Source organism: Amycolatopsis sp. NBC_00438, assembly GCF_036026695.1.
Lineage (GTDB): Bacteria > Actinomycetota > Actinomycetes > Mycobacteriales > Pseudonocardiaceae > Amycolatopsis.
In genome coordinates this window covers 8,196,154-8,210,397 of the sequence record NZ_CP107923.1, presented here as the reverse complement: position 1 = coordinate 8,210,397, position 14,244 = coordinate 8,196,154, and the positions used below count along the sequence as shown (strand labels likewise).

Annotated in this window: 12 protein-coding genes; 3 read left to right on the top strand and 9 right to left on the bottom strand. The window is 69.6% G+C overall.

The genetic code is table 11. The features are described 5' to 3' along the window. Positions 1 to 691: 691 nt before the first annotated feature. The 5 genes from OG494_RS37425 to OG494_RS37405 form a co-directional block, all read right to left on the bottom strand. Positions 692 to 1,369, bottom strand: coding sequence for an SDR family oxidoreductase (locus tag OG494_RS37425; RefSeq protein WP_328446871.1), 678 nt, complete (start codon positions 1,367 to 1,369; stop codon positions 692 to 694). Then, positions 1,366 to 2,976 (bottom strand): DUF7850 domain-containing protein, encoded by a 1,611-nt coding sequence (locus OG494_RS37420; RefSeq protein ID WP_328446869.1) that lies wholly within the window; start codon positions 2,974 to 2,976, stop codon positions 1,366 to 1,368. Before OG494_RS37420 ends, OG494_RS37425 begins: the two co-directional genes overlap by 4 nt. Positions 2,977 to 3,063: 87 nt before the next feature. Then, positions 3,064 to 5,118 carry a PhoX family protein gene (locus tag OG494_RS37415; RefSeq protein ID WP_328446867.1) on the bottom strand — a complete coding sequence of 685 codons (2,055 nt, stop codon included), beginning with the start codon at positions 5,116 to 5,118 and terminating at the stop codon, positions 3,064 to 3,066. Positions 5,119 to 5,216: 98 nt separating this feature from the next. Further along, on the bottom strand, positions 5,217 to 6,434 hold the full coding sequence (locus OG494_RS37410; protein WP_328446865.1) for an MFS transporter: 1,218 nt from the start codon (positions 6,432 to 6,434) through the stop codon (positions 5,217 to 5,219). After that, on the bottom strand, positions 6,424 to 6,882 hold the full coding sequence (locus tag OG494_RS37405; protein WP_328446863.1) for a MarR family winged helix-turn-helix transcriptional regulator: 459 nt from the start codon (positions 6,880 to 6,882) through the stop codon (positions 6,424 to 6,426). The genes OG494_RS37410 and OG494_RS37405 overlap by 11 nt, the downstream gene beginning before the upstream one ends. Positions 6,883 to 6,949: 67 nt before the next feature. Between OG494_RS37405 and OG494_RS37400 the strand changes: the two genes are divergently transcribed. Further along, positions 6,950 to 7,588: an HAD family hydrolase gene (locus OG494_RS37400; RefSeq protein WP_328446861.1), complete on the top strand. Its 639-nt coding sequence runs from the start codon at positions 6,950 to 6,952 to the stop codon at positions 7,586 to 7,588. Here the strand turns inward: OG494_RS37400 and OG494_RS37395 are convergent. From OG494_RS37395 to OG494_RS37380, 4 genes are all read right to left on the bottom strand, one after another. Continuing rightward, the gene (locus OG494_RS37395; protein ID WP_328446859.1) at positions 7,554 to 8,285 is read right to left on the bottom strand and encodes a hypothetical protein; all 732 of its coding nucleotides are present in this window, start codon (positions 8,283 to 8,285) and stop codon (positions 7,554 to 7,556) included. The two genes, OG494_RS37400 and OG494_RS37395, sit on opposite strands and share 35 nt — an antisense overlap. Then, positions 8,282 to 8,812 carry an RNA polymerase sigma factor gene (locus tag OG494_RS37390; RefSeq protein ID WP_328446857.1) on the bottom strand — a complete coding sequence of 177 codons (531 nt, stop codon included), beginning with the start codon at positions 8,810 to 8,812 and terminating at the stop codon, positions 8,282 to 8,284. Before OG494_RS37390 ends, OG494_RS37395 begins: the two co-directional genes overlap by 4 nt. 101 nt (positions 8,813 to 8,913) lie before the next feature. Then, a complete protein-coding gene (locus OG494_RS37385; RefSeq protein ID WP_328446855.1) occupies positions 8,914 to 10,002 on the bottom strand; it encodes an inositol-3-phosphate synthase in 1,089 nt (362 codons plus the stop codon). 68 nt (positions 10,003 to 10,070) lie between these two features. Further along, the gene (locus tag OG494_RS37380; RefSeq protein ID WP_328446853.1) at positions 10,071 to 10,625 is read right to left on the bottom strand and encodes a PadR family transcriptional regulator; all 555 of its coding nucleotides are present in this window, start codon (positions 10,623 to 10,625) and stop codon (positions 10,071 to 10,073) included. A 245-nt stretch (positions 10,626 to 10,870) separates the two neighbouring features. On the opposite strand from OG494_RS37380, the gene OG494_RS37375 reads away from it, so the two are divergent. Together OG494_RS37375 and OG494_RS37370 are read left to right on the top strand one after the other, a co-directional pair. Then, positions 10,871 to 11,269: a DUF5318 domain-containing protein gene (locus OG494_RS37375; RefSeq protein WP_328446851.1), complete on the top strand. Its 399-nt coding sequence runs from the start codon at positions 10,871 to 10,873 to the stop codon at positions 11,267 to 11,269. A gap of 67 nt (positions 11,270 to 11,336) precedes the next feature. After that, positions 11,337 to 14,084: a transglycosylase domain-containing protein gene (locus OG494_RS37370; RefSeq protein ID WP_328446849.1), complete on the top strand. Its 2,748-nt coding sequence runs from the start codon at positions 11,337 to 11,339 to the stop codon at positions 14,082 to 14,084. Positions 14,085 to 14,244 lie beyond the last annotated feature (160 nt).

Below are 14,244 nucleotides of genomic sequence, written 5' to 3'. Positions count from 1 at the left end.
CGCCAGCGCAACCCATATTCCTTGACACTTGCTCACGGAGCACAAGATTTGGAACATTGAGACCAAGTCTCGGAGTCTTGTGCGACTGAGCGCCGATAGGGTCACGCCTACCGAGGCCGAGATCCAGCAGTTGCTCGTGAATTCCCACTGAACTCCATGTGGCCGCAGGTTGGCCAGACTAGGGTCGACACCTTCCTCGAAAGTCACGTTTCCCAGCAGGTAGCCCAGGTACTCCACCTTACGCTCTTCGTGCTGCGCTGCGCTGAGATCACGACGCCTTCAACGAACTCAGCCGCCTTGCTCTGCCCGCCGAGATGAGAGTTGAAGAAGTCATCTTGACGAATTTCATCCCCGGCAGACAGTCTCTCGTTCACTGCCACGACCACAAATAGAAGAGCAGCACCGACTCGAACTTTTTCACGCTTGCTCAGAATCCGTCCGGCGACCTCCTTCAGCGTAAGACCAATCGCAGTTCCTGCCGCCCACCAACAATGGCACCGTCAGGTCCAGCCAGAACGAGGCCCACGGCTCCACCACTTGCCGCACCGAAAATCTCCCCGCCGGCCTTCACAGCTTCATGGCCGCGTCCTCGCCCTCGCCACCCTTTGACATGACCCGGGCAATACGCTCTTGCCCAGTCGAATCCGCAGAGGAAAGCGAGCGGCACTTTCACGTGAAAGTGCCGCTCTGGTCAGCGGGGGCGCAGGATGAGCTCGGTCAGGTGGGCGTCCGGGGTGGCCGATATCGCCGTCACCACCGCGGTCGCGACCGAGTCCGCCTTCAGCAGGTGCGACGTGTCGTACTCGCGGCCTTCGCCCTTGAAGATCGTCTGCTGCATCTCCGTGTCCGTGCGGCCCGGGTAGACCGACGTCACGCGGATGTCCGGTTCCTCCTCGCGGAGGGCGTCGGCGAAGGCGCGGACGGCGAACTTGCTCGCCGCGTACGGGGACCAGCCGGGGCGGGCGTTCAGGCCCGCTCCCGAGTTGATCACCACGACGTGGCCGTGGGCCGCGCGCAGGGCCGGGAGCAGGAGCCGGGTCAGCTCGACCACCGCGAGGGTGTTGACCTCGAAGTTCTCTCGCCACGCTTCGGCGGAAGCCTCTTCGATCCGGCCCAGGCGGGCGACGCCGGCCGAATGGACCAGGACGTCCAGGGACGCGATGTCCGCGGCCGCCCGCTCGAGGGAGGCCGGGTCGGCCAGGTCGACCGGCCACGGCGTCGCGCCCGGCAGGTCCTTCGCCAGTGCGGCCAGTGCATCCGCGTCCCGGCCGCCGAGGAGGAGGCGGTGAGTCGGGGCGAGCTGGTGGGCGACCGCCGCGCCGATGCCGCGCGAGGCTCCGGTGACGAGGGCGAGGGGAAGATCCGTCATGCCCCCACCGTAACGGCGAATCCGGCGTCCACCGTGCGGTCTTCGCGGTTGCCCGGGCCGAGCGTCCGCGAGGCGCAGCCCGAGGGGTCGATGTCCGAGTCGCGCGCGTCGTCACCGGCGTCCTTCTTCGTGGGCGTGTGCCCCTCCGCGGTGAAGCAGACCTGGTAGGTGCCGTCTTCGAGGCCGGTGAACGCGTAGGCGCCGTCCGGGCCGGTGACGACGCTCGTGCCGGTGTTCAGGGTCGCCTTCACCCCGGCCAGTCCCGGCTCGCCCGCGTCCTGCAGGCCGTTGCCGTCCGTGTCGGTCCAGGCGAAGTCGCCGATCCGGTTGGTCGGCGGGGCCAGGCCGAGGTCCACGCCGAAGTCCTCGCGCTTCGGCCCGCCCAGCGTGCGCGGCGCGGTGCAGCCGTCCGGGTCCGCGTCGGAGTCCTGGTCGTCGTTGCCGGCGTCCTTGCGCGTCACGGTGAAGTCCGCCGGGACGGCGAAGCACACCTGGTAGGTGCCGTCCTTCAGCTTTTCGAAGCCGTACTTGCCGCCGCCGTCGGTCGTCGCGGTGCCGACCGTGCCGCCGGCGCCGTCCTTCAGCGTCACCCGCACGCCCGCGACGCCGGGTTCGCCCGGGTCCTGGAGCCCGTCGCGGTTGCGGTCGTTCCAGGCGAAGTCGCCGATCTTGGCGATCGCCGGCGGCGGGACCACGGTGATCGTCGCGGACGACGTCTTGTCGCCCAGCGTGCCGCCCGGGTAGTGGACGCCGGTCACCTTCGCCGTGTTGACGTGCCCGGTGTCGGCCACCGTCAGGTTCGGGTGATCGCAGGTCAGCTGCTGGTTCGCAGCCGCGGCCAGCGTGAACGGCTCGAACGGCGTGGCGCACCACGGGTCCTGGACGGTGATCCCGCTCAGGTCCTGCGTGCCCTCGTTCGTCACCGTGACGCGGTAGTGCGCGGTCTCGCCCGCCGTGACCGTCGCGAACGGGCCCCACGCGCCGGTCGCCGGGTTCTGCACTTCCTTCTTCACCGAGTACGCCGCGAGCTGCACGACGACGCAGTCCCAGCGGAGCCGTTCCGCGCTGGTCGTCGCGAAGAACTTCACCGCCGACGCCTTCGCCGGCGCGGTCGACGCCGGGAAGTCCTGCTTGGCGAGGTGCCCGTCGCTCGCGTTGTGGTCGGCGACGAGCTTGTTCTCCAGCACCTGGGCGCCGGTCGCGTCGTAGAACCGCAGGCCGGTGGCCGGATTCCCGCTCGGCAGCGCGGCGCCGGTCGACACGCTGAGTGTGTAAACGCCGCCCGGCACGAACTTCTCGGTCTGGGAGGCCGTGCTCGCCTTGCCGTCCGGGGTCTGGATCACCGCCGACCGCCGGCCGTCGACGGCGTACGCCTGCTCGGTCAGCAGCTTCGGCTGCTTCGCGGACGGCGTTCCGGGCGGCACCGGCGCGGCCGGGGTGAAGACGTAGCCGTCCGGCGCGCCGTTCGCCGCCGTCGTTTCGACGCTCGGGTTCGCCGCGACGCCGCCACAGGCCGGGGGCGGGTCCGCGGGGGAAGCCGCGGCCACGGGCACCGCCGCGCCCGAGACCGCCATCGCCACTGCCATCGCGCGCGCCGAGAAGATCACCCCCCGACTATGGCGCGGGGCCCGGGCCCGCACCGGCCGAGAGCGGTCCACTTCAGAGTGAACCTCGGCCGGTGCGGACCCGGCGCGTCAGCGCTCGCCGATCCGGCCGGGCCGGCCGAAGCGGCCCTTCTTCCACACGGAGACGAGCGACGGCCTGGGCTGCGCGGTGCCGCCGTCGGGCCAGTGCGACGTCGGCGCCGCCGAGCTCGCCGCGTTCTCACCCGGGTGCTGCACCGCGACGAGCACGACGTGGTCGGTGACGTTCGGGCCGCACGTCTCGGCGCCGACCGGCACCGACAGGAACTGCTTGACGTGCCCGCGTTCCGGACCGGTGACCGGGACCGAGAACAGGCCGTCGTTCACGCCGAGCGCGTTGCCGTCGGTCGAGACCCAGAGGTTGCCGTGGCGGTCGAAGGCGACGTTGTCCGGGCAGGAGATCGGGCTGACCTGGCTCTTGTCGAAACCGCCGTAGTAGGTGTCCGCCGCGGCCGGGTCACCGCAGACGAGCAGCAGCCGCCACGAGAACGTCGTCGACGCCGCGTCGCCGCGGGCCTCCTCCCACTCCAGCACCTGCCCGTTCCTGTTGGCCACGCGCGGGTTCACCTCGTCGACGCCGGCCTTGCCCGCCGCGCCGCGGTCGCTGTTGTTGGTCAGCGCCGCGTAGACCCGGCCGGTGACCGGGTTCGGCTCGATGTCCTCGGGCCGGTCCATCTTCGTGGCGGCCACCTTGTCGGCCGCCTGCCGGGTGAAGACGTAGACCTCCTCGGCGGTGAATCCGTCCACAAAGGACTTATTGCCGCTCGCCAGCGGGAGCCACTCGCCGGTGCCGTCGAACTCGTGGTCCGACGGGAGCTTTCCGGTGCCGTCGATCTCGGATACCGGGCTGTCACCGGTGAAGCGCGCGACGTACAGCGTGCCGTCGTCGAGCAGCGCCGAGTTGTGGCGCCGCGCGTGCGCGCTCTTGCCCGGCTTGTACTTGCCCTTGGAGACGAACTTGTAGATGTACTCGAAGCGTTCGTCGTCCCCGGAGTAGGCGGCGACCCGGCCGTCCGCGGTGATCTTGATGTTCGAGCCCTCGTGCTTGAAGCGGCCCAGCGCGGTGTGCTTGACCGGCGTCGAGTGCGGGTCGTTGGGGTCGATTTCGACGACCCAGCCGAACCGGTTCGGCTCGTTCGGCTCCTGCGCGACGTCCCAGCGCTTGTCGAACCGCTCCCACTTGCGGGTGCTGGCGCCGGTGCCGATGGCGTACCGCTTGAGCCGCGCGGCGGCGACCGGGTCGGTCACCGTCTCGGAGTTCGCGAAGTACTGGTGGAAGTTCTCCTCGCCGGAAAGCACGGTGCCCCACGGCGTCACGCCGCCGGAGCAGTTGTTCTGCGTGCCGCGGACCCTGCGCCCGCTCGGATCGGCCGACGTCTTCAGGTACTTCGAGCCGGCGGCCGGGCCGCGGACTTCGAAGACGGTGTCGAGCGTGATCCGGCGGGCGAACCGGCTCGGCACGACCTCGAGGCCGCCGCGGATCGGGTCGCGACGCGCCTGCAGCACCGAAAGACCGTGCGCCGCCCAGGCGATCCTCACCTGCTCCTCGGTCGGGTTCGCCGGGTCGTACTGGTCGGCCGGGAACAGGTGCACCTCGGCGGTGTACTCGTGGTTCACCACGAGCAAGTTGTCCAGGCCCAGCGCGTCCTGCGGGATGAGGCCGACGAAGTCGTTGTTGTAGCCGAACTGCTTCGCCTGCGTGGCCGCCGTCTGCTTCGTGAAGTCGAACTTCGGCGCGCCCGGCACCACGGGGTCGCCCCAGCGGATGACGATGCGCTGCGCGTAACCGTCCGGGACGACGACCGCGTCCAGCTTGTTCGGCGGGACGGGGTCGAAGTCGGTGCCGGGCGCCGGACGCGGTTTCGGCGCGGGCGCCGCGGCCGCCGTCCCGGACAGTGCGGCGAACCCGCCCGCGGCGGCGGCCATCACGGCTCCCGCTTGGAAGGCCCGGCGGCGGGAGATGTCCTTGACGACGTCGCCGAAGTACGCGTTCCCGGACTCGTTCGGCTCGGGGTGCGCGCAGGCGTTGCCGCAGCGGTATTCGCAGGTGACCGGGGAGCGGCCGCCGGGGTGGGCGGGGAAGAGCGGGAGCAGACGGTCGGGCACGAGGCCTCCATGGTGGGAGTTCGGGAACGAACCGACCGTAAGTCTCCCAAACCAGTCAATACAGACATTCGAGTGAACGCCGGATGTACTGGCCTTCGTCAGAACTCTTCGCCGACGAGCGCGGCTTCCTGCGGGACGGCGTGCGAGTCGGTCTTCTTCTCCCGCAGCGAGAGCAGGCCACCGGCGACGACGCACAGGACGGCGGCGGCGATGAACGGCGACTGCGGCGAACCGAACCACTCGGCCACGTGCCCGACCAGCGTCGCCGCGACGGCGCCGCCGAGCCAGCGGCAGAAGTTGTACCCCGCGCTGGCGACCGGGCGCGGCGCGTCGCTGATGGACATCGCGGTGCCGGTGAACAGCGTGTTCAGCAGCCCGGACACCAGCCCCGAGACGATGATCCCGGCGACCAGCACCGGCTTGCTCGGCACGGCCAGCACCAGCATCAGGACGGCGTACCCGAAGACGGCGGCCGCGGCGGCGTGGCGCTCACCGAGCTTGGCGGCCAGCCGCGGCGCGAGCGCAACGCCCGCGACGGCGACACCCAGGCCCCAGCCGCAGAAGATCAGGCCGACGGCGATGGCGCTCCAGCCGAGGACGAACGGCGACCAGGCCAGCACCGTGAAGAACGCGGCGGTGTACAGCGCCGACGCGACCGAAGTGCGCAGCAGGCCGGCGTGCTTCAACGCGCGAAGCGGGTCGAGCAGCTTGATCGGATCACGCTTCTCGTGCTTGTCGCTCTTCAGGAACATCGCGCACAGCACGAGCGCGCCGGCCATCAGGATCGACGTGCCGACGAACGGGCCGCGCCACGAGATGCTGCCGAGCAGGGCACCCAGCAGCGGGCCGACCGACAGGCCGACACCGAGGGCGGCTTCGTAGAGCAGGATCGCGCCGGACTGGCCGCCGGTCGCGGCGCCGACGATCACCGAGAGCGCCGTCGCGATGAAGAACGCGTTGCCGAGACCCCAGACCGCGCGCAGCCCGACGAGCTGCTCGATCGACCCGGCGGCCGCGCACAGCGCGGTGGCCGCGACGATCAGCGTCAGCCCGACCAGCACGGTGCGCTTCGGCCCGAACTTGGCGCTCGCCGCGCCGGTGACCAGCATCGCGATGACCTGGACGCCGAGGTAGGACGAGAAGAGCAGGGTGACCTGCGACGGCGTCGCGTCGAGGCCCTTGGCGATGGACAGCAGGATCGGGTCGACGAGACCGATCCCCATGAAGGCGATGACCGCGGCGAACGCGGTGATCCACACCTGCTTGGGCTGGCCCTTGACCGCGTCCAGCAGGCTCGAGTGGTGTTCAGCGCTCATCACTGATCAGTGCTTCTTTCTTCGTGTCGATGAGTAGCTTGGCGAGAGCCGGCAGGGCGGCTTCGATCGCAGCGCGGTCGGCGTCGTCCATCGCGATCAGGCGATCGCGAAGGAACTCTTCGCGGGCGGTGACCATCTCGGCGTAGAAGCGACGACCCTCGTCGGTGACGTCCACGAGCACCGCCCGCCGGTCGGCGGGGTCCGGCGTGCGGGTGGCCAGGCCGAGGCGTTCGAGGCGGCCGACCACGTCGGTCATCGACGGCAGCTTCACCTGCTCGAACTCCGCCAGCGCGCTCATCCGCCGGGGCCCGCCGTTGACCAGCTCGCTCAGCACCGACCCCTGGGTGAGGGTCAGCGTCAGCTGCGGGGTCGTGCGGCGCACCTGGTGGTACAGCCGGAAGACCAGCGGCCGGAGCCGGTGGGCGAGATCGGCGATCGGGGAAGTCACTTAGCCAGGCTAACAAATATTAGTAAGGGTAGCTAAGTAACTCGTCTCACAGGCTACGCTCGGGAGCATGGACGCGGTGATCTTCGACCTCGACGGCGTACTCGTGGACTCCGAGCGGATCTGGGACGAGGTCCGCCGCGCGGTCGTCGCCGAACACGGCGGCACCTGGCGCGAGGAGGCGACGCGGGCGCAGCAGGGGATGAGCACCCCGGAATGGGCCCGCTACCTGGTCGAAGAGCTGGGCGCGCGGCTCACGCCACCCGAGATCGCGACGATCGTCGTCAAGCGCATGGCGGCCCGGTACGCCGAGCAGCCGCCGCTGATCGACGGCGCGGTCGACGTCGTCCGGGCGGTGGCGAAGAAGTGGCCGGTCGCGATCGCCAGCTCGTCGCCGGTGATCCTGATCAAGGGCTTCCTGGACGTCACGGGCCTGCCGGTGGGCGCGGCGGTGTCGTCCGAGCAGGTCGGCGCGGGGAAGCCGGCGCCGGATGTGTACCTGCGGGCGGCGGAGCTGCTGGGGGTGGCGCCGTCGGAGTGCGCGGCGGTGGAGGACACGACGAACGGGCTGCGGTCGGCGCTGGCGGCGGGGATGGCGGTGTACGCCGTGCCGAACCCGCACTTCCCGCCGGATCCCGAGGTGCTGAAGCAGGCGACGGCGGTGGTGGAGACGATCACCGGCTTGCCGGCCGCGCTTCGTCCGAGCTGACCTCGAAGCGCACCGGCGACGAATCCGGGTTCACGTCGGCGAGGAAGAGCTGCTGCTGTCCCAGCCGGCCGACCAGCTTGGCCTGGCTCAGGTCGCCCTTGGCGTCGAAGAGGTTCAGCTCCCGCACGGCCGGGTCGACGAGGTAGATCGCCTTGCCCGCCGGCAGCGGACCGCCGGCCTCGCCCACGTAGCCGGCACACACGCTGCCGGTCGAAAGAGGAACGCACGACGGCGACTTGATCCCGAACTGCGCCTGCACCACGCCGGGACTGGGTGCGCCCTTGAGGTCCTTGGGAAACGCCTCGACACAGAACAAGGTCGTGTTCAGGGCGGAGGCGAAGACCGCGTAGGAAGTCCAGTTGTCGGTCTGCCCCACGAAGTCGGTGAGGGCGATCGGCTCACCCTTCTCGATGAAGCCCGCGGGCGAGTACTCGGGCTTGGGCAGCGTCAGCTCCTGACCCCGGCTCGCGGGCGGCACCGGAGCAGGCGCCGTCTGCAGCTGGGTCGCCAGCAGCACGCTGGTCAGCACCACCAGCGCCGCCGCCAGCGGGGCGACCACCAGGGTCAACCGGCGGCGGGCCGCTCGCGGCCTTCGCTGGCGACGCAGCTGTTCCGCCCACGCGCCGGCGAGGTCGGGCGTGACCTCCCCGCCCTGCTCCCGCAGTGTCTCGGCCAGTTTGCGTTCGAGGTCGGTCATCGCTCACCTCCCAGGTCGTCCCCCAGGTGCTTGCGCAGATTCTCCATCGCGTGGTGCGTGGTCGCCTTGACCGTGCCCGGAGAGATCCCCAATGTCTCCGCGATGCCCGCCGTGCTCAGGTCCAGCCAGTAGCGCAGCACCAGCACCTCGCGCTGCCTCCTGGACAGTTTGCCCAGAACCGCGCGGATCCGCTGGTGTTCCCAGTTGGCCACCGCCCGGACCTCGGCCGACAGCTCGTCCGGGGCCACCTCCTGCGGCGTCCGCCGGACGACGCGCAGGTGCCGGGTCCGCGACCGGGACATGTTCACCACGGTCGCGCGCAGGTAACCCGCTACGCGGGTGTGGTCCGTCAGGGTGTCCCAGCGCTGGTGGAGCTTGACGAAGGCCTCCTGGACGACGTTTTCCGCGTCGTCCGCGCCGAGCAGGTGAGCGAGCCGGGTCATCTGGGCGAAGTACTCCTGGAACAGGGCGTGGAAGGTCGGCGCGCCCAGGTCCCCCGGCACGCTTTCCCCGACGCTCGCACTCACACCACGCTCACGCGCGCCCCACCCCACCGGTTTAGTGCAGCACGCGAAGAAGGCCACCACCAGGGTTTCCCCCGGTGGTGGCCTCCGACCGAACGCGAGAGCTACCGCTCGAGCTCGCCGCGGATGAACTTCTCGACGGCGTCGCGCGCGGTCGAGTCGTCGTACTGCTCCGGCGGCGACTTCATGAAGTAGGAGGAGGCCGACAGGATCGGGCCGCCGATGCCGCGGTCGAGCGCGATCTTCGCGGCGCGGACGGCGTCGATGATGATGCCCGCCGAGTTCGGCGAGTCCCACACCTCGAGCTTGTACTCCAGGTTCAGCGGCACGTCGCCGAAGGCGCGGCCCTCGAGCCGGACGTAGGCCCACTTGCGGTCGTCGAGCCACTGCACGTAGTCGGACGGGCCGATGTGGATGTTGGCCTTGCCGAGGTCGCGGTCGATCTGCGAGGTGACGGACTGGGTCTTCGAGATCTTCTTCGACTCGAGGCGCTCCAGCTCCTTCATGTTCAGGAAGTCCATGTTCCCGCCCACGTTGAGCTGCATCGTCCGGTCGAGCTGGACGCCGCGGTCCTCGAACAGCTTCGCCAGCACGCGGTGCGTGATGGTGGCGCCGACCTGGGACTTGATGTCGTCACCGACGATCGGGACGCCGGCGTCGGTGAACTTCTTCGCCCACTCCGGGTCGGACGCGATGAACACCGGCAGGGCGTTGACGAACGCGACGCCCGCGTCGATGCAGGCCTGCGCGTAGAACTTGTCGGCCACCTCGGAACCCACCGGCAGGTAGGACACCAGCACGTCGACCTGCGCTTCGCGGAGCGCCGCGACGATGTCGACCGGGGTCTCGTCGGACTCCTCGATCGTCTCGCGGTAGAAGCGGCCGAGGCCGTCGTGGGTGTGACCGCGCTGGACGGTGACGCCGAGCGGCGGCACGTCGGCGATCTTGATGGTGTTGTTCTCGGACGCGAAGATCGCCTCCGACAGGTCGCGGCTGACCTTCTTGGCGTCCACGTCGAACGCGGCGACGAACTCGATGTCGCGGACGTGGTAGCCGCCGAAGTCGACGTGCATCAGACCGGGGACGCGGGTGGCCGGGTCCGCGTCGCGGTAGTACTGGACACCCTGGACCAGCGACGCCGCGCAGTTGCCGACGCCCACGATGGCCACCCGTACGCGGCGGTTCTCGCCCATGGGGGTTTCTCCTTCAATCCGTGTCTGTTCAGTAGGTCTGCCGCTACGCTGCGGCGCGGCCGCCCGGCTCAGGTCTCGGGACCCTGCCGCTCGGCTTGTTCGTGTTGTTCGTGCGCGATGAGCTCGTTGAGCCAGCGCACCTCCCGCTCGCTGGTCTCCAGGCCCAGCCGGTGCAGCTCGCGGGTGTAGCGATCGATCCTCTCCTCGGTCCTGGCCAGCGCGGCGCGCAAACCCTCGCGGCGCTCTTCGACGCGCCGGCGCCGGCCTTCGAGGATCCGCAGCCGCACGTCGGCCGGGGTCCGCGAGAAGAAGGCCAGGTGCACGCCGAACCCCTCGTCGTCCCAGGTCTGCGGCCCGGCGTCGCCGAGCAGCTCACCGAAGCGCTCCTTGCCCTCCGCGGTGAGCTTGTAGACCCGCTTGCCCCGCCGGGACCACGCGCGATCGTCGGCTTCGTCGAGCTCTTCGACCAGGTACCCGGCCCGCAGCAGCCGCCGCAGGGTCGGGTACAGCGAGCCGTACGAGAACGTCCGGAGCGTGCCGAGCGTCTCGTGCAGCCGCTTGCGCAGCACATACCCGTGCATGGGCGCTTCGTGCAGAAGACCCAGGATCGCGAACTCCAGCACAGCGCACCCCCTTCCGGGAACAAACCTCGGCGATCGACGTTGCTCCGAATGATCGCTTCGGTTCAACCTACTCAGCCACTATATCGCTCCGATACATCGAAGTGGCGAAGCCAACAGGCGGGATCAGCAGATCGTGGGCGAAATTCACCGGAGAGTTATCGAACGTCCGGCGTGTCCCCGGCAACCGCGAGAGAGGTCACGCTAGGGGGCGTGGACCACACAGGAAGAGCCCGTACTCTGTCCTGGTGATTAACCAGCGGCAGGTCGTGGACTTCGCCTTGCAGCGCCGTGCGCTGCTGGCCGAAGTCCGCTCCGGGCGCGTCGGCGGCTATGAAGCCTGCGACGCGAGCCCGTACCTGCTGCGGGCGGCGAAGTTCCACGGCCGGGCCGGTGACCAGCCCTGCCCGATCTGCCGCCAGGAACCGTTGACCCTGGTGTCCTGGGTCTACGGTGACGAACTCAAGCACGTCGCGGGCTCGGCGAGGACCCCCGAAGAGCTGGCCAGGATGGCCGGCCTGTTCGCCGAGTTCACCGTGTATGACGTCGAGGTGTGCCAAGCGTGCCACTGGAACCACCTGGTCCGGTCGTACGTCCTGGGCACGGGGGAGCCGGCCGACGGTCCGCGAAGGACCGCGGGCCGGTGAGCTGTATCACTACCGCTGAAGAGCGCAGAACGGCGCGCTACCGGGTGCCGGTCTGGGAGGCCCATTCGTGACCGACGATCGCAACCGCTCCTGGCCCGGCCAGGAGCCAGATGCACCTCGCCGTGCCCAGTCGGGCCCGTGGCCCGGGGAGGACCCCGGACCGGCCTGGCCCGGCGAAGAAGCCCCCCGGCGACCCCAGCGCGGCACGCCGCCGCGCGGTGTCCCCAACGGCCGCGGCGCCGCGCCCGAGTGGCCGGCCGGCGACGAAGGCGGTCCCCAGTGGCCCGCCGACGAACCCCCGCGCCGTCCGCAGCGACCCCGTCAGCAGGGCATGCCGCCGCGGCGGCCGGTCCCGCCGCCGCCCGGTCAGCGGCCGCAGCAGGGTCCGCCCGGCTCGCCGCCGCAGGGCTTCCGCCAGCCACCGGGCGGCCGTCGTCCGGTGCCGCCGCCCGGGCGCGAGCCGGACCTGATCACCCACCACGCGCACAACGGCACCGACGACCTCGGCCGCGACCCGTACGACGACGGTTACGACGACGACGTCGCGTTCAACGAGTACGCCGACGACGTCGAGCCCCAGGCCGAGCTCGACGAAAAGGGCAAGAGGGTCCTGACGCCGGCGCAGAAGAAGAAGCGCCGCTGGAAGATCATCCGCCGGTGCGCCTACGTCTTCGTCGGCCTGTTCTTCGTCGTTCCCGCGATCGCGTTCGTCATCACCTACTTCCTGGTGGACGTGCCGACGCCGGAGAGCATCAAGGCACTGCAGAGCCAGCCGATCACCTACTTCGACGCCAACGGCCAGCAGCTGGGCCGCGAGCTGCCCCCGGGCGGCGACCGCCAGCTGCTGAAGCCGGGCGAGGTGCCCGAGGTCGTCAAGCACGCCGTCTACTCGGCGGAGGACGCGACGTTCGAGACCAACTCGGGCTTCGACGTCACCGGCATCCTGCGCGCGGTCTTCAACCAGGTGACCGGCGGCCAGGGTGGTGGTTCGACGATCTCCCAGCAGTACATCAAGCAGGCGACGCAGAACGACCAGCAGACCCTGACCCGCAAGTGGACCGAGCTGGCGAAGTCGTTCAAGATGAACAACCAGCAGTCCAAGGAAGAGATCATCACTTCCTACCTGAACATCGTCTACTTCGGACGCGGGGCGAACGGCATCCAGGCGGCCGCCAAGGCCTACTTCAACAAGGACGCCAAGGACCTCAACGCCTCCGAAGCCTCCCTGCTGGCCGGCCTGATCCAGGGCCCCGGCCGCTCGGAGAACGAGGCGTACGCCCAGAAGCGCTGGACGTACGTGATGGACCAGATGGTGGCCAACAAGTGGCTGCCCCAGGCCGACCGGTCCGCCGCCCAGTACCCGACGCCCATCCCGAAGAACTCCAACAAGGAGCAGGATTCGGGGAAGATGACCTACCAGCTCCAGCAGCGGATCAAGGACGAGCTGTTCGCCAAGGGGTACGACGAGAACAAGCTGTTCTCGACCGGCGCGAAGATCTACACCACGATCGACCCGGCAGCCCAAGCTGCGGCGGAGCAGGCCGCCCAGGAGGGTATGAAGGGCCAGACGGACGAGAACCTGCTGAACGCGCTGGTCGCGGTCAACCCGAAAACGGGCGGGGTGATCGCCTACTACGGCGGCCCGGAGCTGGTGAAGGACCCGAACGGCAAGGACCAGATCAACCAGGACCACGCCAACCAGGCGCGAAACCCGGGTTCGTCGGTGAAGGCGTTCGACCTCACGGCATTCCTGAAGATGGGCAAGGGCCTCGGCGAGACGTTCGACGGCTCCAACAACCGGTCGCTGGGCGGCCGTGTCGTCCGGAACGCGGGTGACAGCGCCAGCTGCGGCAAGGACTGCACCGTCGCGAAGGCGATGGAGATCTCGGCGAACACCGTGTTCTACGACATGGTCCTGAACGTGACGAAGCCGTCGCGGGTCGCGGAAGCGGCGAAGGAAGCCGGGGTCAAGGTCGCGCCGGACGGCAAGAGCGTCCTCTACACCGACGACAACAACATCTCGCTCGGTGGTGGTGGCACGGCCGTGACACCGGAGGACATGGCGGCGGCGTACGCGTCGTTCGCCAGCGGCGGTGTCTACCACGAGCAGCACTTCGTCGGGAAGCTGACGAACGGGCAGGACGAGGTGGAGTTCGACGAGAACAACATCAAGACCAACCCGGCGTTCGCCGACGACGCGTCGAAGAGCCAGCAGATCGCGGGCAACGTCACCGAGGCGCTGCAGCCGGTCATCGCGCACTCGAACCTGAAGTGCCCGACCGGCCACGAGTGCGCCGGCAAGACCGGTACGCAGCAGTACACGGCGAAGGACAGCGACCCGGCCGCGTACAAAGACCGCAACGCGCAGACGTGGATGGTGGGCTACACGCCGTCGGTGTCGGCCGCGGTCTGGGTCGGCGGTGACGGCAACAAGCCGCTGCACGACCCGAAGAACAAGCCGATCTTCGGTGCCACCGTCGCCGGTCCGACGTGGCAGAACTTCATGAACCTCTACCTCAAGGGCAAACCGGCGGAGAAGTTCGACAAGGTGCAGGCGATCGGCAAGGACGTCAACGCCGTGACGACCACGCCGACGAAGCCGCCGGACACGCCGACCACCACGACGCCGCCGCCGAGCACCCCGGAGACGACCACCAGCACCGAGCCGACGGGCACCGAGACGAACACGTCGACCACGAAGACGAGCCGGACGCGACCCGGCCCGCCGGGAACCCCCGATCCCGGGATCGGTAACACGTTCGGCAACGGAGGTGGTGGCGGGATCGCTGCCCCACCGGGCGCAGGCCCGGGTTAACCACTCCGTTCAGGGCCCTCCGCGATCGCGCGGAGGGCCCTGAACCGTTTCCGGAGTGATCATCGGCAACCCGGGCGCTTCACGCGCGTCCCTTCCAACAGGGGTGGCGACCATTGCCGCCCACTGGCTGTTTTGCGGGGGTTCCGGGTGGCGGAGCCCC